18 protein-coding genes and 1 tRNA gene are annotated in these 19,364 nt (G+C 73.5%); 11 read left to right on the forward strand and 8 right to left on the reverse strand.

Translation table 11 applies throughout. The features are described 5' to 3' along the window. Window positions 1-70 precede the first annotated feature (70 nt). Window positions 71-616 carry a CGNR zinc finger domain-containing protein gene (locus SM573_RS07730; RefSeq protein ID WP_474611312.1) on the reverse strand — a complete coding sequence of 182 codons (546 nt, stop codon included), beginning with the start codon at window positions 614-616 and terminating at the stop codon, window positions 71-73. 86 nt (window positions 617-702) lie between these two features. Here SM573_RS07730 and SM573_RS07735 point away from each other — a divergent pair, with 86 nt between their 5' ends. The 3 genes from SM573_RS07735 to SM573_RS07745 all read left to right on the forward strand — a co-directional run bounded on the left by SM573_RS07735 (window position 703) and on the right by SM573_RS07745 (window position 4,206). After that, window positions 703-1,668, forward strand: a complete 966-nt coding sequence (locus SM573_RS07735; protein WP_474615817.1) for an EamA family transporter — start codon at window positions 703-705, stop codon at window positions 1,666-1,668. A gap of 12 nt (window positions 1,669-1,680) precedes the next feature. Next, entirely contained in the window at window positions 1,681-2,361 is a 681-nt protein-coding gene (locus tag SM573_RS07740; protein ID WP_474615818.1) for an HAD family hydrolase, read from the forward strand. A 159-nt stretch (window positions 2,362-2,520) separates the two neighbouring features. Then, window positions 2,521-4,206: a S8 family serine peptidase gene (locus tag SM573_RS07745; RefSeq protein WP_474611308.1), complete on the forward strand. Its 1,686-nt coding sequence runs from the start codon at window positions 2,521-2,523 to the stop codon at window positions 4,204-4,206. Window positions 4,207-4,322: 116 nt separating this feature from the next. Here the strand turns inward: SM573_RS07745 and SM573_RS07750 are convergent, their stop codons facing one another. After that, window positions 4,323-5,108 carry an IclR family transcriptional regulator gene (locus SM573_RS07750; RefSeq protein WP_474615819.1) on the reverse strand — a complete coding sequence of 262 codons (786 nt, stop codon included), beginning with the start codon at window positions 5,106-5,108 and terminating at the stop codon, window positions 4,323-4,325. 63 nt (window positions 5,109-5,171) lie between these two features. Between SM573_RS07750 and cysS the strand changes: the two genes are divergently transcribed. Further along, the gene (gene cysS, locus SM573_RS07755; RefSeq protein ID WP_474611307.1) at window positions 5,172-6,587 is read left to right on the forward strand and encodes a cysteine--tRNA ligase; all 1,416 of its coding nucleotides are present in this window, start codon (window positions 5,172-5,174) and stop codon (window positions 6,585-6,587) included. Continuing rightward, on the forward strand, window positions 6,587-7,699 hold the full coding sequence (gene rlmB, locus SM573_RS07760) for a 23S rRNA (guanosine(2251)-2'-O)-methyltransferase RlmB (protein ID WP_474611306.1): 1,113 nt from the start codon (window positions 6,587-6,589) through the stop codon (window positions 7,697-7,699). Before cysS ends, rlmB begins: the two co-directional genes overlap by 1 nt. A 68-nt stretch (window positions 7,700-7,767) precedes the next feature. On the opposite strand, the gene SM573_RS07765 is transcribed toward rlmB, so the two are convergent. After that, entirely contained in the window at window positions 7,768-8,859 is a 1,092-nt protein-coding gene (locus tag SM573_RS07765; protein ID WP_474611305.1) for an ABC transporter ATP-binding protein, read from the reverse strand. A 352-nt stretch (window positions 8,860-9,211) separates the two neighbouring features. Here SM573_RS07765 and SM573_RS07770 point away from each other — a divergent pair. Further along, window positions 9,212-9,288, forward strand: a tRNA-Thr gene (locus SM573_RS07770). A 238-nt stretch (window positions 9,289-9,526) separates the two neighbouring features. Here SM573_RS07770 and mgrA read toward each other — a convergent pair. After that, window positions 9,527-10,555, reverse strand: coding sequence for an L-glyceraldehyde 3-phosphate reductase (gene mgrA, locus SM573_RS07775; RefSeq protein ID WP_474611304.1), 1,029 nt, complete (start codon window positions 10,553-10,555; stop codon window positions 9,527-9,529). A 109-nt stretch (window positions 10,556-10,664) separates the two neighbouring features. Then, a complete protein-coding gene (locus SM573_RS07780; RefSeq protein WP_474615820.1) occupies window positions 10,665-11,519 on the reverse strand; it encodes an aldo/keto reductase in 855 nt (284 codons plus the stop codon). A 118-nt stretch (window positions 11,520-11,637) separates the two neighbouring features. Here SM573_RS07780 and SM573_RS07785 point away from each other — a divergent pair, with 118 nt between their 5' ends. From SM573_RS07785 to SM573_RS07800, 4 genes are all read left to right on the forward strand, one after another. Next, complete coding sequence (locus tag SM573_RS07785) at window positions 11,638-12,519, forward strand: LysR family transcriptional regulator (RefSeq protein WP_474611302.1); 882 nt, start codon at window positions 11,638-11,640, stop codon at window positions 12,517-12,519. A 113-nt stretch (window positions 12,520-12,632) separates the two neighbouring features. Continuing rightward, window positions 12,633-13,031: a helix-turn-helix domain-containing protein gene (locus tag SM573_RS07790; RefSeq protein WP_474611301.1), complete on the forward strand. Its 399-nt coding sequence runs from the start codon at window positions 12,633-12,635 to the stop codon at window positions 13,029-13,031. Between the two features lie 35 nt (window positions 13,032-13,066). Continuing rightward, window positions 13,067-13,486 (forward strand): VOC family protein, encoded by a 420-nt coding sequence (locus SM573_RS07795; RefSeq protein ID WP_474611300.1) that lies wholly within the window; start codon window positions 13,067-13,069, stop codon window positions 13,484-13,486. 117 nt (window positions 13,487-13,603) lie between these two features. Next, window positions 13,604-14,377 (forward strand): enoyl-CoA hydratase/isomerase family protein, encoded by a 774-nt coding sequence (locus SM573_RS07800; protein WP_474615821.1) that lies wholly within the window; start codon window positions 13,604-13,606, stop codon window positions 14,375-14,377. A 114-nt stretch (window positions 14,378-14,491) separates the two neighbouring features. Here the strand turns inward: SM573_RS07800 and SM573_RS07805 are convergent, their stop codons facing one another. From SM573_RS07805 to SM573_RS07815, 3 genes are all read right to left on the reverse strand, one after another. Then, the gene (locus tag SM573_RS07805) at window positions 14,492-14,935 is read right to left on the reverse strand and encodes an HNH endonuclease (protein WP_474611298.1); all 444 of its coding nucleotides are present in this window, start codon (window positions 14,933-14,935) and stop codon (window positions 14,492-14,494) included. Window positions 14,936-15,218: 283 nt separating this feature from the next. Next, a complete protein-coding gene (locus SM573_RS07810; protein ID WP_474615822.1) occupies window positions 15,219-16,748 on the reverse strand; it encodes a hydroxysqualene dehydroxylase in 1,530 nt (509 codons plus the stop codon). Window positions 16,749-16,794: 46 nt separating this feature from the next. Continuing rightward, on the reverse strand, window positions 16,795-17,304 hold the full coding sequence (locus tag SM573_RS07815; RefSeq protein WP_474611296.1) for an MSMEG_6728 family protein: 510 nt from the start codon (window positions 17,302-17,304) through the stop codon (window positions 16,795-16,797). 94 nt (window positions 17,305-17,398) lie between these two features. Here SM573_RS07815 and SM573_RS07820 point away from each other — a divergent pair, with 94 nt between their 5' ends. Beyond that, on the forward strand, window positions 17,399-19,333 hold the full coding sequence (locus tag SM573_RS07820; protein ID WP_474611295.1) for a potassium channel family protein: 1,935 nt from the start codon (window positions 17,399-17,401) through the stop codon (window positions 19,331-19,333). Window positions 19,334-19,364: the final 31 nt, after the last annotated feature.

The following is a 19,364-nucleotide window of genomic DNA, read 5'->3' on the forward strand; positions in this document are numbered from 1 at the left end:
GCGCATCTCTTGATCACCGCCGAGAGCGTCGGGGAGGGGATGTCGGCCTGTCGGCAGCGCCGGCCCCTGATCAGCCCTGGGCGGCGGCCTTGCGCGCCCGGTACGCGGTGACGGCGGCCCGGTTGCCGCAGCCGGCCTCGCAGAACCGCCGGGACCGGTTGCGGGAGAGGTCCACCAGCACGTTGTCGCAGTCGGGGTGGGCGCAGGTGCGCAGCCGGCCCAGCTCGCCGCTGCGGACCAGGTCGGCGACCGCCATGGCGGCCTCCACGGCCATCCGGGTGGCGAGCGGTGCGTCCCGGGGCACGGCGTGGAAGTGGTACGGCTCGTCGTCGTGCGTGATGAGCTGCGGGAGCGCGTCGTGTTCCCGCAGCAGCCCGTTGACGATGGCGACGATCTCGTGGACGTCTGCGTCCCAGAGGCGCCGCAACCGGGGGCGCAGCTCGCGGACGGAGGCCAGCTCCGCCTCGGTGTGCTCGTGCCGCCCGGTGTAGGCGTGCGCGACGTAGAACTCGTCGAGGGCGGCGATGTCGGGCAGCCCCTCGCCGTCGCTGCCGCCCGTGTTGACGAGCGCGGCGGCGGCGATCAGCGAGCATTCGGTGTCATGAGCAAAAAGCAACTTGACTCCTGTCGAGGTGGCCGCCTAGCGTCATTGGCATAGCCATAGTTTGCCCATTACTGCCGTGATCTGCCAAGGAGCGACCGATGCAGAGATCGTCCAGCGCCGGGATCGGCCTCGGCCTCGCCCTGCTCTCCGCGGTCACGTTCGCCACCTCGGGCACCTTCGCGCGGTCTTTGATCGAGTCGGGCTGGTCGGCGCCGTCCGCCGTGATCGCACGGGTCGGGATCGCCGCGCTGGTGCTCGCGGCGCCGGCGGTGCTCGCGCTGCGCGGTCGGTGGCACGTGCTGCGACGCAACCTCGGCGTGGTGGGCGTGTTCGGCCTGCTCGGGGTAGCCCTCGCCCAGGTCTGCTTCTTCAACGCGGTGCGTTACCTCCCGGTCGGCGTGGCTCTCCTGCTGGAATATCTCGGGATCATCCTGGTGGTGGGCTGGACGTGGTTGGTGCATGGGCAGCGCCCGCGCCGGCTGACCGTGGCGGGGGCCGTGACGGCGCTCGCGGGGCTGGTCTTCGTGCTCGACCTCACCGGCGCCGCCCGGCTCGACCCCCTCGGCGTGCTCTGGGGGCTCGGCGCGGCCGTCGGGCTGGCCGGCTACTTCGTGCTCGCCGGCCGGGTCGACGCCGAGCTGCCCTCGGTGGTCCTGGCCAGCGGCGGCATGGGAATCGGGGCCGCCGCGCTCGCCGGGCTCGGCCTCGTCGGGGCGCTGCCCCTGCACGCCGTCTACGGCGAGGTCACCTTCGCCGGGCAGCACACCAGCTGGCTCGTGCCGATCGCCGGTCTCTCCCTGGTCGCGGCGGTGGTCGCCTACCTGGCCGGGATCGCCGGCGCGCGCGTCCTCGGCCCCCGGCTGTCGTCGTTCGTGGGGCTGACCGAGGTGATGTTCGCCGTCCTGATCGCCTGGCTCGTCCTCGGTGAGCTGCCGAGGGTGGTGCAACTGTTCGGCGGCGTGCTGATCGTGGCGGGCGTGGCGCTCGTCCGCCTCGACGAGCTGCGCGGCGCCCGTTCGCCCGTTGACGCCGTCCCGGAGCCGGCCCTGGCCGGCGAGCGGTAGGTGCCGGCCGCCGTGCTGACCACCGTCGTGTTCGACGCCGACGAGACCCTGATCGACCTGCGCCCGGCGGTGACCGGCGGGCTGGTGGCCGTACTCGAGGAGATGCGGCGGCTGAGCCCGGCGGCGGACGCGGTCTCGCTGGCGGACCTGGAGTCGGACTGGCGTGCGGCCTTCGGTGCGTTGAGCGCCGCCCCCGTCACGGAGATCCGGCGTGCCGCGCTGGCCCGGTCGCTGGCCCGCGCCGGGCTCGACGCGCACCTGGACGACCTCGCGGCGCTCTTCTTCACGCGGCGATTCGCGCTGACCCGGCCCTTCCCGGACGTGCGCCCCGCCCTGGCCGCGCTGCGTGAGCGCTGGACCCTGGGCTTCGCCACCAACGGCAACAGCCGGGCCGAACGCTGCGGGCTCGCGGGCGAGTTCGCCTTCGAGCTGTACGCGCACGAGAACGGCCTACCGAAGAAGCCGGCGCCCGCGTTCTACGCGGCGGTGGTCGAGTCGGCCGGCGTCCGGGCGTCCCAGGTGGTGCACGTGGGTGACTCCCTCGCCCACGACGTCGTGGCCGCGCAACGAGCTGGGCTGCGCGCCGTCTGGCTCAACCGCCTCGGTCTGCCTCGCCCGCCCGGCGTCGCGCCGGACGCCGAGGTGTCCACTGTGTCCCACCTGCCCGCCGTCGTGGCGAGCCTCTGCGGGTGACCGGGACATTGCGCGGCGATCACGGCCGTAACCCGGAAGATATCTCGATCCATCGCGGTGATGGTCGCCACTTTTTTCATGTGGGAATCCTGGCTGGCGGAATTCTTGTGCGTGCGATGTGATGGCTGGCACGTTTCTGCAACGGAAGGATTCGATGTGGTGAGCAAACGCTTCACCGCCGGTGCCGTCGCCACCGCGGCGGCCCTGGCACTCACGGTGACCGGGCTGGAGGTGCCCGCCGGCGCCGCCCCGACCAGCTCCCGGACCTTCACCGTGGTCGCCGAGGACGGCGTCGCCGCCGACGCGGCCGTCGCCGCCATCCGGGCGGCCGGTGGCACGGTGGTCTCCCGGACCGACGAGGTCGGAATGTTCCAGGTGACCAGCGACCGGGCCGACTTCGCCGCGAAGGCGACCGCCTCGGCCGCCCTGATCGGCGCCGCCGAGCAGCAGGCCATCGGCCGCAAGCCGAAGCTCGACCGGGTCGAGCAGGAGAACCTGCTGGCCGCGGCGGCGAAGAAGCCCTCCGGCAAACCGCGTGGCACCAAGCTCGACCCGCTGGACGACCGGCTCTGGGGCCTCGACATGATCCGCGCCGACCAGGCCCGCAAGGTCGAGCCGGGTGACCGCCGGGTCACCGTCGGCGTGCTCGACACCGGTGTGGACGCCAGCAACCCCGACATCGCCCCGAACTTCGACTGGTCGCTGTCGCGCAACTTCGCGCCGGACCTCGTGGACGTCGACGGGCCGTGCGAGGTGGCCAGCTGCCTCGACCCGGTCGGCACCGACGACGGCGGGCACGGCACCCACGTCGCGGGCACCATCGGCGCGGCGGCCAACGGCTTCGGCCTCTCCGGCGTCGCCCCGAACGTGTCCCTCGTCGAGCTGAAGGGCGGCCAGGACTCCGGATACTTCTTCCTCGACCCGGTCGTCAACGCCCTGCTCTACGCCGGCAAGGCCGGTCTCGACGTGGTGAACATGTCGTTCTACGTCGACCCGTGGCTGTACAACTGCACCGCCAACCCGGCCGACTCCCCGGAGGACCAGGCCGAGCAGCGGGCCATCATCAAGGCGATGAAGCGCGCGCTGACCTTCGCCCACAACCGGGGCGTCACCCTGATCGCCGCCCTCGGCAACGAGAACGACGACCTGGGCAGCCCGCGCGTGGACACCACCAGCCCCGACTACGGCGCGCCCGCGTACCCACGGCCGATCGACAACGAGAGCTGCTGGAACCTGCCCACCGAGGGGCCGAACGTGATCGCCGTGTCCTCGGTCGGCCCGTCCGGCAAGAAGGCCGACTACTCGAACTACGGCACCGAGCAGATCTCGATCGCCGCGCCGGGCGGCTGGTACCGCGACGGCTTCGGCACCGACACCTTCCGCACCGACGCCAACATGATCCTCTCCACGTACCCGAAGAAGGTGCTCCAGGAGGAGGGCTCGGTCGACGCCGACGGGAACATCGTCCCCGGCTTCGAGGAGGCGGTCTTCAAGCAGTGCGAGCGCAACGGTGAGTGCGGGTATTACACGTACCTCCAGGGCACCTCGATGGCGTCGCCGCACGCCGCCGGCGTGGCCGCGCTGATCGTCAGCCGGTACGGCAAGGCCGAGCGCCGCGGCGGATTCGGCATGTCGCCCGACCTCGTCGAACAGCACCTCTACCGGACCGCCGCCGAGCACGCGTGCCCCGAGCCGCGGCTCCAGCAGTACCGCAACGAGGGCCGCGACGAGACCTTCGACGCGTACTGCGCCGGCGGGCTCAACTTCAACGGCTTCTACGGCTACGGGATCGTGGACGCGTACGCGGCCGTGAAGACCCCGCTCAAGCCGAACGCCCGCCCGTAAGGCACCCGTCCCGGGCCCGGCCGCTTCCCGGCCGGGCCCGGTCGCCTGCCCGGCCCCGGCTCTGGCCGCGCGCCCACCGGCCCGCTCGGTGCGGGTGGTCCGCCGTTGCGTGCCGGTCAGCGGAGGGCGGTGGCGATCGCCGCGGCGGCGGCGCGGACCTGGGCGCCGACGGCCGCCACGTCGAGCGGAGCCAGGGCGACCACACCCACGCTCGCCTCCAGGCCGGGCACACCGAGCACCGGGGCCGCCACCCCGTACGCCCCGGCCTGCAACTCTCCGCTGCTGCTCACCGGCTCGGCGGAGCCGCCCCGGCCGGCCAGGATGGCCCGTCCGGCGGCCCCGCGGTCCAGCGGGTGCCGCGCCCCCGTCCGGTACGCCACGTGGAACGACGTCCAGCTCGGCTCGACCACCGCGAGGGCCACGCCCTCGCCGCCCTCGACGACGGTCAGGTGCGCGGTGGCACCCGCCTGCTCGGCGAGCCGGCGCAGCGCGGGCAGCGCGCCCTCGGCCAGCAGCGGCTGCGCCCGGCGGGCCAGGTGCAGCAGCCCGACGCCGAGGCGCAGCCGGCCGTCGTCGTCCCGGCGGAGCATCCCGTGCCCGGTCAGCGGGCCGGCCAACCGGTAGACGGCGGCCCGGCCGATGCCGAGCCGGTTGGCGGCCTCGGTGACGGTGAGCCCGCCGGGCGCCTCGGCCACCAGGTGCAGCAGGCGCAGCCCGCGGTCGAGGGTCTGCGCCGACTCGCCGGCGCGCGCGCCCGCGCCGGCCTCGGCCCGGTCGGTGCCGGGCCGTCGTGCGGGGTCGGGGGGCACACCGGTCCGGTCCGAGCCGGCCGGAGAGGGCGGACCTGTGGCGTCCGCGGCCCGGGTCGCCGGGCCGCCGCCGGGCAGTGCCGCCGTGTCCATGACAGGGAGCGTACGACGTGCCACCCAGCGACCCGGAAAAGCGCGGACGGCTACCCTTGTACGGTGACGCTACGCCTGTATGACACCGCCACCAGATCGGTCCGGGACTTCGTCCCGCGGGAAGCCGGCAAGGTGGGGGTCTACCTGTGTGGTCTCACCCTCCAGGCCCCGCCGCACATCGGCCACCTTCGCTCCGGTGTCAACTACGACATCCTGCGCCGCTGGCTGATGGCCGAGGGCTACCAGGTCACCTTCATCCGCAACCTGACGGACATCGACGACAAGATCCTGGTCAAGGCCCGGGAGCAGGGCCGCCCGTTCTGGTCGATCGCGTACGCCAACGAGCGGATCCTCGCCGACGCGTACCGCCAGCTCAACGTGCTGCCCCCGACCTACGAGCCACGGGCCACCGGTCACATCCCCGAGATGCACGAGCTGATCGGCAAGCTGATCGCCGAGGGGTACGCCTACCCGGCCACCGACGGCTCCGGTGACGTCTACTTCGACGTCCTGTCCTGGCCGGCGTACGGCTCGCTGTCCAACCAGTCGCCGGACGACATGCAGTCCGCCGGCGACGCCCCCGACCGGGGCAAGCGCGACCCGCGCGACTTCGCTCTCTGGAAGGGCGCCAAGCCCGACGAGCCGGCGGACGCGTACTGGCCGTCCCCGTGGGGGCTGGGCCGTCCGGGCTGGCACATCGAGTGCTCGGCGATGTGCTGGCGCTACCTGGGCGCCGAGTTCGACATCCACGGTGGCGGGCTCGACCTGACCTTCCCGCACCACGAGAACGAGTTGGCGCAGTCCCGCGCCGCCGGACTGCCGTTCGCCCGTTACTGGGTGCACCACGGCCTGCTCAGCATCGGCGGCGCGAAGATGGGCAAGTCGCTCGGCAACACGCTCGACCTGGCGTACGTCGGTTCGCTCGGGGTCCGCCCGGTGGAGTTGCGCTACTACTACGCGGCCGCCCACTACCGCTCCCGCATCGACTACTCGGAGGACGCGCTCCGCGAGGCCGCCACCGCCTACCGGCGGATCGAGGGATTCGTGCAGCGGGCCGTCGAGCGGGTCGGCGCGGGCCGGCTCGGTGAGCTGCCGGCCGGGTTCGTCGACGCGATGGAGGACGACCTCAACACCTCCGCCGCGCTGGCCGTCCTGCACGAGGTGGTCCGCGAGGGCAACACCGCCCTGACGGCCGGCGACGATGTGACCGTCCGCACGACGCTGGCCGCGACCCGCGCGATGCTGGATATCCTCGGCGTCGACCCCCTCGACGTGGCGTGGACCGGCGGCGGCCGGGTGGACGACCTGCGCGGCGTGGTGGATTCCCTCATCGCCCTGGCCCTGGAGCAGCGCGCCCAGGCCCGCGCCCGCAAGGACTGGGCCGCCGCGGACGCCGTACGCGACCAGCTCAACCGGGCCGGCGTGGTGGTCGAGGACACCCCCCAGGGCCCCCGTTGGACTATTGGAGAGCAGGACTGATGGCCGGCAACTCTCAGCGTCGTGGTCGGCGGGTGACGCCGAAGGCGGGCGCCCCCAAGGGCTCCGGCGGCAAGAACCGGGACTCCCTCGCCGGCCGGGGGCGCACCCTGCCGGCCGACGAGCGACCCTGGCACAAGGCGTACTCGGGCACCGAGAAGCTACCGAAGCGCACCGCCTGGAAGCAGGAGAAGGAGCGCCGGGCCGCCGCCGAGGAGGGTCGCGCGCCCAAGATCGGTCAGCCGGGCACGAAGGACACCACCTGGGGCAAGGGCAAGGGCGCGGCCAAGCCGGCGGCGGGCGGCGGCAAGCCGGCCGGACGGGGTGGCCCGCGGGTCGCACCGGGGCGCAAGTTCACCCCGCCCCGCGAGGCGCCCGAGCTGCTGGTCGGCCGTAACCCGGTGGTCGAGTCGCTACGGGCCGGCGTGCCGGCGACCGCGCTCTACACGGCCCAGGGCATCGACATCGACGACCGGGTCAACGAGATCGTCCGGACCGCGGCCGACCGGGGCATCGCGATCCTGGAGGTCAGCCGGGCCGAGCTGGACCGGATGACCGGCGGGGTGCTGCACCAGGGCGTGGGCCTCCAGGTGCCGCCGTTCGCGTACCAGCCCTTCGAGGACATGATCGCCGCCGCGGTGGAGCAGCCCGCCCCGCTGCTGGTCGCGTTGGACGGGGTCACCGACCCGCGCAACCTCGGCGCGGTGCTCCGCTCCGCCGCCGCCTTCGGCGCGCAGGGCGTCTTCGTACCCGAGCGGCGGGCCGCCGGGATCACCGCGACCGCCTGGCGGACCAGCGCCGGCGCGGCGGCGCGTGTCCCGGTCGCGCAGGTCACCAACCTGACCAGGTCGCTCAAGGCGTGTCAGAGCGCCGGCTTCGTGGTGGTGGGCCTCGACGCCGACGGCCAGACCGACCTGTACGACCTGGAGGCCGCGGTCGGGCCGCTGGTCGTGGTGGTGGGCTCGGAGGGACGCGGCCTGTCCCGGCTCGTGGGGGAGACCTGCGACCTGACCGTACGCATCCCGATGGTCTCCGACGTGGAGTCGCTGAACGCGAGCGTCGCCGCCGCCGTCACCCTCGCCGAGGTGGCCCGGCGACGCGCGGTCGCCGACTGAGTCCCGTCCCCGTACACGCAGAAGGGGCGGTCCGCCGGATGGCGGGCCGCCCCTTCTCGCGTCGTACGTCAGATCCGCTTGCCGGTGGTGGCGTGGAAGACGTGGGTGCGGTCCGCGCGCGGCTTGACGAACACGGTGTCACCCATGTTCGGCATGTTGCGGCGGTCGGTCCGGACGACGAAGCGCTCGGACGCGCCACCCAGCGCGGCGTGGCCGTAGACGTTGGCGTCGGAGCCCAGGTCCTCGACCAGCTCGACCACGATCGGCAGGCCGCCCTCGGTCGGGCTGACCAGGTCGCAGTCCTCCGGGCGGAAGCCGACGGTCACCTTGCCGTCCCCGCCCTCGGCCTTGGCGGCCTCGGCCTGCTCGCGGGTCAGCGGCACGTGCATCTCGGCGAACTCGGCGCCCTTCTCGGTCAGCGACACCGTCTTGATGTTCATGGCCGGGGAGCCCATGAAGCCGGCGACGAAGACGTTGGCCGGGGTGTCGTAGAGCGCCCGCGGGGTGTCCACCTGCTGGAGCTCACCGTCGAGCAGCACCGCGACCCGGTGACCCATGGTCATGGCCTCGACCTGGTCGTGGGTGACGTAGACGGTGGTGACGCCGAGCTTGGCCTGCAGCGACGCGATCTGGGTACGGGTCTGCACCCGAAGCTTCGCGTCGAGGTTCGACAGCGGCTCGTCCATCAGGAAGACCTGCGGCTCGCGGACGATCGCGCGGCCCATGGCGACCCGCTGGCGCTGACCACCGGAGAGCGCCTTCGGCTTGCGGCTGAGGTACTCCTCCAGCTGGAGCAGGCCCGCCGCCTCCTTGACCCGCCGGTCGATCTCCGACTTCGGGGTCTTGCGGAGCTTCAGCGCGAACGCCATGTTCTCGTACACCGTCATGTGCGGGTAGAGGGCGTAGTTCTGGAAGACCATCGCGATGTCGCGGGACTTCGGGGGAAGGTGGGTGACGTCACGCTGGTCGATGTAGATCGAGCCCTCGTCGACGTCCTCGAGGCCGGCGAGCATCCGGAGGCTGGTGGACTTGCCGCAACCGGAGGGGCCGACCAGGACGAGGAACTCGCCGTCGCCGATCTCGAGGTCGAGCTTGTTGACGGCGGGACGCTCGGTGCCCGGGTAGATCCGGGATGCCTGAGCGTAGGTGACCGTGGCCATGGTGTTGCGCTTCCTTTCACCGGCAGGAACGTGCCGGACGATCCGAGTGAAGGAGCGACCGACGCGTGCCGCGCCGGCCAACGGGCGGCCGACCCGGTCGCCGGGGCGGCCGGATATGACGTCCGTGTCACTGCACCGTAAACGGCTTTGCCGGCGCTGCCAAGGTCGGAGCGAGCTACGGCACCGGGGCCGGTACGCATTCCGGTCAAGCGGGCACGGGCGGACATCAATCGCCGCCCCTGACTGCCTCCGCCGACCGTGCCGGGGTCGGGTTGTTGACGTTTCCCGTGCTCGGGAGGCCTGCCGAGCGGGAAATCCGGACGTCACTCGCTATGCTGGCGACGACACCAGCGCCCCTGTAGCTCAGCTGGCCAGAGCACTCGCCTTGTAAGCGAGATGTCGCCGGTTCGATCCCGGCCGGGGGCTCCAGAACCATCAGGCGCATCCCGTCGGGCGTCGCAGCGGGCGAGCGGAAGCCAATTCCCGCTCGCGGTACCGCGCCCGCACCGGTCGCGTCACCCACCCTGCCCCGCCCTGGTTCCCGGCCCACGGTCGGTGTGCCCGTCGCGACGGCGGCGACCGACGGGCCGGGCGCCGATCGAGGTCCGATGTGAAGCGGCCCCGACGGCGGAACCCCCGCCGCCGGGGCCGTTGCTTCCTCGCCCGATCAGGCCGAACTGGACCGGGCCCAGAGGTTGATGCCCGACTCGGTGGCGTACCGGTCGATCTCGGCCAGCTCCTCGGCGGTGAACGTGGCGTTCTCCAGCGCCGCCACGTTCGCCTCCAACTGGGCGACGCTGCTCGCGCCGAGCACGGTCGAGGTCATCCGCGGGTCGCGCAGCGTCCAGGCGATCGCCAGCTGGGCGAGGCTCTGGCCGCGTCGCGCCGCGATGGTGTTCAGCGCCCGGATCTTGCCCAGGTTCTCCTCGGTGAGCCACTCGGGGAAGAGGGACGTCTGCGCGCTGGCCCGCGAGTCCGCCGGCACCCCGTCGAGGTAGCGGTCGGTGAGCATGCCCTGCGCCAGCGGGGAGAAGCCGATGCAGCCGACCCCCTCGCGCTCCAGGACGTCGAGCAGCTCGTCCTCGATCCAGCGGTTCAACATCGAGTACGACGGCTGGTGGATGAGCAGCGGCGTACCGAGGTCGCGGAGGATCGCGGCGGCCTCCGCGGTGCGGGCCGGGGAGTACGAGGAGATGCCGACATAGAGGGCCTTGCCGGCGCGCACCGCCGCGTCCAGGGCACCCATCGTCTCCTCGAGCGGGGTGTCCGGGTCGAAGCGGTGCGAGTAGAAGATGTCGACGTAGTCGAGCCCCATCCGCTTCAGCGACTGGTCCAGCGACGCGGTCAGGTACTTGCGGGAGCCCCACTCGCCGTACGGGCCGGGCCACATGTCGTAGCCGGCCTTCGTGGAGATGACCAGCTCGTCCCGGTACGGCCGAAAGTCGGTGGCCAGGACGCGGCCGAAGTTCTCCTCCGCCGACCCGTAGGGCGGGCCGTAGTTGTTGGCGAGGTCGAAGTGGGTGATGCCCAGGTCGAAGGCGCGGCGCAGGATGGCGCGCTGGGTCTCCAGCGGCCGGTTGTCGCCGAAGTTGTGCCACAGGCCCAGCGACACGGCGGGCAGCTTCAGGCCACTGCGGCCGGACCGGCGGTACTCCATGGCGCCGTACCGCTCGGGCTCGGCGAGGTAGTCGTTCACGGGACTCCTGTGGTGGTGGGCGGGCAGTGGCGGCGGTGGGCCGCCACCGCCCGCTCGCGCTGGTCGGGATCGGGCCGCCACCGCCGGCTCGCGGTGGTCGGCAGTCGGGTCAGTCGAGGGCGGCCAGCTCCTCGGCGGTGAGGGTGAGCTCGGGAGCCTGCGCGGAGTCGCGGATCGTCTCCGGCCGGCTCGCGCCGGGGATCGGGATGACCACCGGGGACTTGGCGAGCTGCCAGGCGAGGCAGACCCGCTGCGGGCTCACCCCGTGGCGCTCGGCGATCTCGGCGAAGGCGGCGGCGTGGCCGCCCAGCTGGTCGGCGCGGCCGATGCCGCCGAGCGGCGACCAGGGCAGGAACGCGATGCCCAGCTCGTCGCAGAGCTCCAGCTCCGGCTCGGAGGAGCGGAAGGCGGGCGAGAACTGGTTCTGCACCGAGACCAGCCGGCCCCCGAGGATCTCCCGGGCCTCGCGGATCTGGTCGGGGTTGGCGTTCGAGATGCCGGCCATCCGGATCTTGCCCTCGTCGAGCAGGTCGCGGACCGCGCCGATCGACTCGGCGTACGGGAGCCTCGGGTCCGGGCGGTGGTGCTGGTAGAGGCCGATGGCCTCCACGCCGAGGCGCTTCAGCGACGCCTCGCACGCCCGCTTCAGGTACTCCGGCGAGCCGTTGATCGTCCAGCTGCCGTCGCCGGGTCGCAGGTGTCCGCCCTTCGTGGCGACCAGCACGTCGGTCGTGTCACCGCCGTAGCTGGCCAGCGCCCTGGCGATCAGCGACTCGTTGTGGCCGACCTCGTCGGCGTGCAGGTGGTACGCGTCGGCCGTGTCGATCAGGGTGATGCCGGCGTCCAGCGCGGCGTGGATCGTCCGGACGGACCGCTCCTCGTCGGGGCGGCCCTCGATCGACATCGGCATGCCACCGAGACCGATCGCGCTGACCTGAACATCGCCGATGCGGCGGCTCTGCATGGCGCAAACCTCCTCGTCACGGGTGCCGCGCTCGCGGCGCCCGGTCAAGCCTTCAACGCGACGGCCCCGCCGTCCAACAGCAGAAAGCGCTCAGATTCAGCACCTAGACTGCTCAGTCATGGAGTTGCGGCACCTGGAGTACTTCGTGGCGGTCGCCGAGGAGCGCCACTTCACCCGGGCGGCGGAGCGGATGCGGGTGGCGCAGTCCGGATTATCCGCCTCGATCCGGGCGCTGGAGCGGGATCTGGATGCCGAACTCTTCGTCCGCAGCACCCGCCGGGTCGAGCTGACGGACGCCGGCCGGGCGCTGCTCGCCGAGGCGCACCGCACCCTGGCCAGCGCCGCCGCGGCCCGCAACGCCGTCGCCGCCGTCCGGGGGCTGCTGCGTGGCAGCCTCACCGTCGGCACCGAGCAGTGCCTCGGCGTGATCGACCTGCCTCCGCTGCTCGCGTCCTTCCGCCGGGCCCATCCCGGCGTGGAGATCCGGCTGCGCTACGCCGGCTCCGGGCACATCGCCGAGCAGATCCGCCTCGGGCGGCTCAACGTGGGCTTCGTGGCGCTGCCCGGCCCGGCGCCGGACGGCGTACACCTGGTGCCGTTGGCCACCGAGAAGATGGTCCTGCTCTGCCACCCCGCGCACCCGCTGGCCGATCACGACAGCGTGGAGTTGCCGGCGCTCGTCGACGAGGACTTCGTGGACTTCAGCGCCGACTGGGGCGCCCGGCGGGTCAACGACCAGACGTTCGCCCGCGCCCGCGCCGAGCGGCGGATCTCGGTGGAGGTCAACGACGTGCACACGCTGCTCGACTTCGTGCACCAGGGGTTGGGTGTCGCGCTGGTGCCGGCCCCGGTGACCCGCAAGCCACACGCCAAGGGGTTGCACGTGGCGGCGCTGGACGACGCCCCGACCTGGCAGGTCTCGGTGGCCGTGGCGGCGTCCACGCCACCGGGCCCGGCCACCACCGAACTCCTGCGGATGGCCGGCGCCCCGCACGCCTGACCGGAGGTCGCGTACGGCGGGGTCGGTCACGGGGGTGCCGCATCGCCTCCTCGATGCAGGCCCGCCTCGGTGCGGGCGGCTAGCCTGGCCGTGACGGCGGGTGGAGGGGGCCGATGAGCAGGGCGGTCGAGGAGTCCAACCGGGCGATGCTGCGCGCCCGGGACGCGATGGACCGGGCGTACGCCGAGCCGCTCGACATCCCGGCGCTGGCCCGCGTCGCGCACGTCTCGCAGGCGCACTTCATCCGCACGTTCCGTGCCACCTTCGGCGAGACACCGCACCGCTACCTGCAACGCCGGCGGGTCGAGCGGGCCATGTACCTGCTGGTGCGGACCGACCAGGACGTCACCGACATCTGCCTCGCGGTCGGGTTCGGCAGTCTCGGCACCTTCAGCCGGACGTTCCGCCAGATCGTCGGGGAGTCGCCGAGCGAGTACCGCAGACGGAAGGTGCCCGTCGACGTGCCGACCTGCTTCACCAAGGCCTGGACCAGACCGAGCAGCTTTGGATAAGCACCAGGTCAGGGCCCCGCCGTAGCGTCATGGACATGACGATGAACGCACTGACCCGCTCCCAGATCTACGTCCTCGACCAGGACGAGGCACTCGACTTCTACGTCGGCAAGCTCGGCCTCGAGGTGCACACCGACGTCGACCTCGGCTTCATGCGCTGGCTCACGGTCAACGTCCCCGGCGACCCGAACCGGGAGATCCTCCTGGAGAAGCCCGGCCCGCCGGCACTGGACCCGGCGACCGCCGAGCAGGTCCGGGAACTGCTGACGAAGGGGGCCATGGGCGGCTGGCTCTCCATCACCACCGACGACGCGCAGAAGACGTACGAGACGCTCGTCGCCAGGGGCGTCGAGATCACCGACGAGCCGAGCGAGAAGTCGTACGGGATCGACTTCGGCATCCGCGACCCGTTCGGCAACAAGATCCGCATCGGCCAGATGTTTCCGCAGGGCTGAGGGGAGCACGGACGCGGGACGGGCGGCCTGAGGCTGCCCTCCGGCGCGTCGAGCGGCCACCTCGCCGGCCGGTCGCCCGACCCGCGCCGTTAGGGTCAGCGGACCGGGCGAGGGAGGGTGACGGTGGCGGACGCGGAACTCGTCGTCGAGGTGGCCGGGCCGGTGGCGACGGTGGTGATCCGCAATCCGGCCCGTCGCAACGCCATGACCCCGGCGATGTGGCGACAGCTTCCGCCGCTGCTCGACCAGGTGGAGGCCGACCCCACGGTCCGCGCGCTGGTGCTCACCGGCGCGGACGGGACCTTCTGCGCCGGTGCCGACCTGGGCGACCTGGACGAACTGGTGGCGGCCGGTGACGCGAGCATCGCGGTGGTCGCCGAGGAGCGGCTGGCGCGCGTCGCCAAGCCGACCATCGCGGCGGTACGCGGTGCCTGCGTCGGCGGAGGCTGCCAGCTCGCCGCCGCCTGCGACCTGCGGATCGCCTCCGCCGACGCCCGGTTCGGCGTGCCACCGGCCCGGCTCGGCCTGGTCTACCCGGCGCCCACCACCCGGCGGCTGGCCCGGCTCGTCGGCCCGTCCGCCGCGAAACACCTGCTCTTCACCGCCGAGCTGATCGACGCCGAACGCGCGCTGCGGATCGGCCTGGTCGACGAGGTGCTTCCCGGCGACCGGCTCACCGCCCGGGTGCACGAGATCACCGACCTGATCGCCCAGCGTTCGCCGACCAGCGTCGCGGCCGCCAAGGAGATCATCGACGAGCGTGCCGACCCGGACCGGGTCGCCCACTGGCACCACACCGCGCTGGAGAGCGGCGAGGCGCGGGAGGGCATCACCGCCGTCCGGGAGCGCCGGGCGCCCGGCTTCGCCTGGCGGCCACCGACTCCCGGTTGACGGACCGGGCACCGGGAAGCGGTGCGCGCCGGCCCGCACGCGGGCGAGGGGCCGGCGGGTGCCGCGCCGGAGGCGTACCCCGACGCGGCCCCCCGTTCCCGCCGGCCGGTCCCGTCACCGCCCGGCGAGCGAGGCCCAGCTCGGGGCCACCGGCTCCCGGCGCAGCGGCATGCCCGCCTCCTCCGGGGTCCGGTCACCCTTGCGCTGGTTGCACGCGTAGCAGGCGGCGGTGGTGTTCCGCCAGGTGTTCCGGCCGCCGCGCGAGCGGGGCAGGATGTGGTCGATGGTGCTGGCCGGCCCGCCGCAGTACCCGCAGCAGCGGCCGTCGCGGCGTAACACCCCCGCCCGTGACCACGTCGGGCCGGCGTTGAACCGCCAGCGGGTCACCAGGTACCGCACGAGCCGGACCACCCGGGGGACCGGGAAGACCCCGATCAGCCCGTCGGGCTCCGCCTCGTGGATCTCGGCGACGCGGCGGCAGAGCATCCGGATGGCGTGCTGGACGGTGACCCGGTGCAGCGGGCCGAGGTCGGCGTTGACGACGAGGACGGCGTTCACCGGGATCTCCCTCCACAGTGGCGACGGGCGTGGTGGACCCGGCAGTGAAAGAGCCGCCCGGTCCGGTGGTGGGGACGGGCGGCTCGACGCGGTGCGGGGTGCGTCAGTCGGGCCGGTCGTCCCCGGTGTGTTCGGCTCGGCGACCGCCGCCGGGCAGCCACGACGGCACGGTGGTGACGTGCGACATCGACATGGACGGCTCCCGGATCGGTGGTTGACCTTGCGCGATCACGGTAGGCCCGCGCCGGTGGGCGCCGCCAACGGATTTCGATCGAGGGCCGGCCTACCGTCGTGCCGCGAGCAGGCCGCCTGGCCGGACCGAACGGACGGGCTCGGTCGCTCCGCCCTCGGCGCGGAGGATGTGGTTGGCGGCGAGGATCCCGGTCGCCGCGGCCCGCTCCATCAGCGCGCTGGGGAACCCCGTGGCGATCCCGTCGCCGGCCAGGTAGAGCCCGTCGGCGTCGGTGCGTACGCCGGGCCGCCAGGCGTGGCCGCCCGGCGGGAAGGCCGGCGCCCGCGCCTCGACCCGGGCGCGCAGCGCACGGACCCGCAGCTCGGCCACCTCCGGCCAGAGGGCCGCCAGCTCGGCGCGCATCCGCTCGGCCAGCTCCGCGCCGGGCACGCCCGGCTCGCAGGCGTACGCGTGCAGCTCGACGACGCTGCCGCCCGTGCGCGCGGCCCAGCGGCGGGGTTCCCGCTCCAGCCGGTGGTAGAGCGTCACCGAGTCGAGCGTGGACTGTCGGGACACCCCGCTGAACACGGCCCGGTCGGGGTGCACGTCACCGTCGAACCAGTACCGCGCCACGGCGTACGGCGGACCGGGCCTGCCGAACGCGGGCATGCCGGCGACGAGCCGCGGCGCGTGGCCGGCCAGCCCCGGTGCGGCGTCGACCAGCGTGGCGAGGGCCGGCGGGTCGACCGCCAGCACCACGTGCCGGGCGTCGTGGGCCGTGCCGTCGCCGGTGACGACCCGCCAGCGCGCGCCGACGCGGTGCAGCGCGGTGACCGGCACCCCCGTGACGACCCGCCCGCCGTGCCGCTCGACGTGCCGCGTCAGGGGCGCCCAGATCGCCGTCCCGTAGTCCTCGTCCGGGGCGTCGAAGGCCAGCCCCTCGCCGTTGCCGAGCAGGTAGAAGTGGAACTGGGCGACCATCTCGGCCGCCGACATCTCCGCCTCGTGGTTGAAGAACGAGTGCGAGAAGACCTCGAAGAGCATCGCGCGGGCCCGGTCGGGCAGCCGCAGCGAGTCGAGCAGCTCGTCCGCGGTCGTCGCGTCCAGGGCGGCGTACGTGCGCTCCGGGTGGTAGGTGAGCAGCGGCAGCGCGGCGTCCCGGTCCATCCGACGCAGGTCGGCGAGGCGCAGGCTGGGGCTGCGCGTCAGCAGCGCGAGCAGGTTCAGCGGCGGCGCGGCGGGCAGGTTGCCGAACTCCTCCGTGGGCCACCGCGCGGAGAGGATCGGATAGCCCGGCACCCGCCGGAGGAAACCCAGCTCCGGGTCGACGCGGCGCAGGATCGCCCGCCAGTTGTAGTACTGCCGGAAGAACGCGTGGAACCCGTGCTCCACCTGCTGGACGCCGTCGGCGAGCCGCTCCGGCCACGCGCCGAGCCGGCCGCCGAGGGTCGGCGCCGCCTCCAGCACCGTCACCCGCACCCCGCGCTCGGCGAGCACCACGGCCGCGGACATGCCGGCGATCCCGCCGCCCACCACCACCGCCTCGACCGGGTGGGGCACCCGGTCGGCGCCACCGCCGCCGGGGTCGACGAGGTGCGGTCGCACGCCGAGGAGCCGCCCGACCAGACGCGACAGCGCCATCCGCGATCTCCCCGTCCGGGCCGGTCGGGAACGGCCCTCGTCGATGTTACCCGTCGGCGGAGGGCTGGGCCGGCACCTCGATCCGGCAGCGGCGTTCACGGTCCGAGGGCGGCCAGACGTACTCGAGGTCGGGCGGCACGTCCCCGAAGATCGGGCGGTAGTGCTCCGGGTCCTTGCGCACCAGCGAGGACCGGTGGCTCAGGTGCAGGTCCTCCCGGCCCAGCCAGGGCGGCAGCTCACCGGCGGCGGCCAGCTCCTCCTGGCTGCGGACCGTCCCGATGCCGCAGGCCTCGGCGAGGTCACGGGTCATGGTGGCGGCGCAGGTGTCGGCGCGTCCCGGCTCGCTCCAGACCGCGCACATGTCCAGCCCGTACCGGGTCAGTGCCTCCTCGTACCCGGCCCACATCCTCACCGCGGGGTGGTTGCGCCAGCCGTACGTCGGCCAGGTCAGCCCGCGCAACACCTGGATCGTCTCCACCCGCTGCTTGCCCAGACGCCGCTGGTCCAGCGTCCGGGCACTCGCCAGGAAGTCCGGGTACGGGAGGAACGTCTGCACGGCGCTGCTCTACCCGCCGGCCGGGGCGTCAATCCTGGCCGGGCGCGAACCGGACGGCCTCGCCCAGAGCGGTCGTGCTGACTACGATCCGGGCATGGGGGAGCCGTGGCGGGACCGGGCGCGGCGGGCGGTCGAATGGAACTGGCGGCTGCGCTCCGCCGGTGATCCCCGCCCGCACTACGTCATCTGCGGACGCGACGCGCTGGCCTACTACGTGGCCAAGGCGCTGCTCGACAGCGAGCTGCCCGGTGGCGGCGCGCGGGTCACCGTGGTGGTGCCGGAGCGGCACCGGGTCAACGGACCGGACGTGGCGACGCTGCGGGGCGTCCGCGTGGTCCGCTCCGACCGGCTGGACGTCGCCACCTTCGAGACCGCCGGCCTCGCCGGCGCGGCCGGGGTGGCGCTGCTGCACCAGGACGACGTCGGCAACCTGCACGCCGCGCTCTGCGCGCAGGCGGTCGACGACCGGGTCCGTCAGGTGCTGCGGATGTTCAACGGCACCCTCGCCGACGGCGTCCGGACCCTGCTCAAGGCCCGCGTCGAGGTGCTCTCCGACGCCGAGATGGCCGCGCCGGCGTTCGTCGCGGCCGCGCTCGGCGAGGTGGACCCGACGCACTTCCAGCACCGGGACCGCACGCTCCGGGTGGCCCGCCGGGCCGACGTACGGGAGCAGGACGTGGTCTGCGCCCTGGCCGATCTCCGGGACCCGCAGCGGGTGGTGCTGCTGCCGGCCGACCAGTCCGCCGCCGATCTGGTGCTCGCCGAGGCGACCGGGCAGCCGCCCGGCACCGAGGTGGCGGCCCGTAGGCTGGTCCGGGCCAGACGCCGGCGCCGCCCGGTGGCGGTGTTCATGCGGGCCGTACGCGGCTTCGCCACCCGCAAGATCGGCATCGCGACGATGTTCGTGCTGGCGGTGATCGCGGTGCTCGGCGCGCTCATCGCCCAGGCCGAGGACGTCTCGCCCGCCGAGGCGCTCTACCTGACGTTGGTCACCACGCTCAGCGGCGCCGACCCGGACACCACCAAGTCTCCCGACGCCCAGGTCATGCAGGTGGTGCTGAACCTCGCCGGTCTGGCCCTGATCCCGCTCATCACGGCCGTCGTCGTGGACGGGATCGTCAACGCCCGGCTGGCCCTGCACACCGGCCGGCTCCAGCCGCACCGCTCCGGCCACGTGGTCGTGGTCGGCCTCGGCAACGTCGGTACCCGGGTGATGGCGCAGCTGCGCGAGTACGACATCGAGGTCGTGGCCATCGACAAGGACCCGGAGCCGCGCGGTGCGGCCCTGGCCCGGCAACTGGAGGTGCCGCTGATCGTCGGCGACGCCGCGCAGCCGGAGACGCTGGAGGCCGCCTCGGTGGCCGACTGCCAGGCGTTGGTGGTCGTGTCCACCGACGACGTGGCCAACCTGGAGGCGGCGCTCGCGGCCCGGGACGTCCGCGCGGACCTGCGGGTGGTGCTGCGGCTGTTCGAGAACGACTTCGCGGAGCGGGTGGAGGAGACGTTCAACCTCGGTGTGTCCCGATCGGTCTCCTACCTGGCCGCGCCGGCCTTCACCGGTGCGCTGACCGAACGAGCGGTGATCGCCACGATTCCCGTCGAGCGGCACGCGCTGCCCGTGGCCGAGGTGCCGGTGGCCGCCGGCTCGGAGCTCGACGGCCGACCGCTGGGCGCCGTCTCCCGGGACGGGCAGGTGCGCGTGATCGCGCGTACGCCGGCCGGCGGCGGGCGGACGATCTGGTGGCGGGACCTCGACCCCCGGCAGGTGATCTTCGCGGGCGACCGGTTGACAGTGGTGGCCCGCCGCGCCGGCCTGGACTGGCTCACCCGGCAGTGCGCCCCGCCCGTCCCGCCGGCCCGCGACGGCGTACCCGCCTCGCGGACGGGCGAGCCGCCCCACAGCACGCCGTCGCCGTCCGGCACCCACCGGCCGTCGGGGGCGCTGGCCGCCGCCGCCCCGCCGGGGCCCGTCGTGCCGGAGCCGCCGGCCGGCGACGACCAGGGGGTCGAGCCGGTCCCTCCCGCGTGAGCCGCGCCTCGGGCGAGGCGGTGCGGCGAGC

Source organism: Micromonospora xinjiangensis (genome assembly GCF_056150165.1).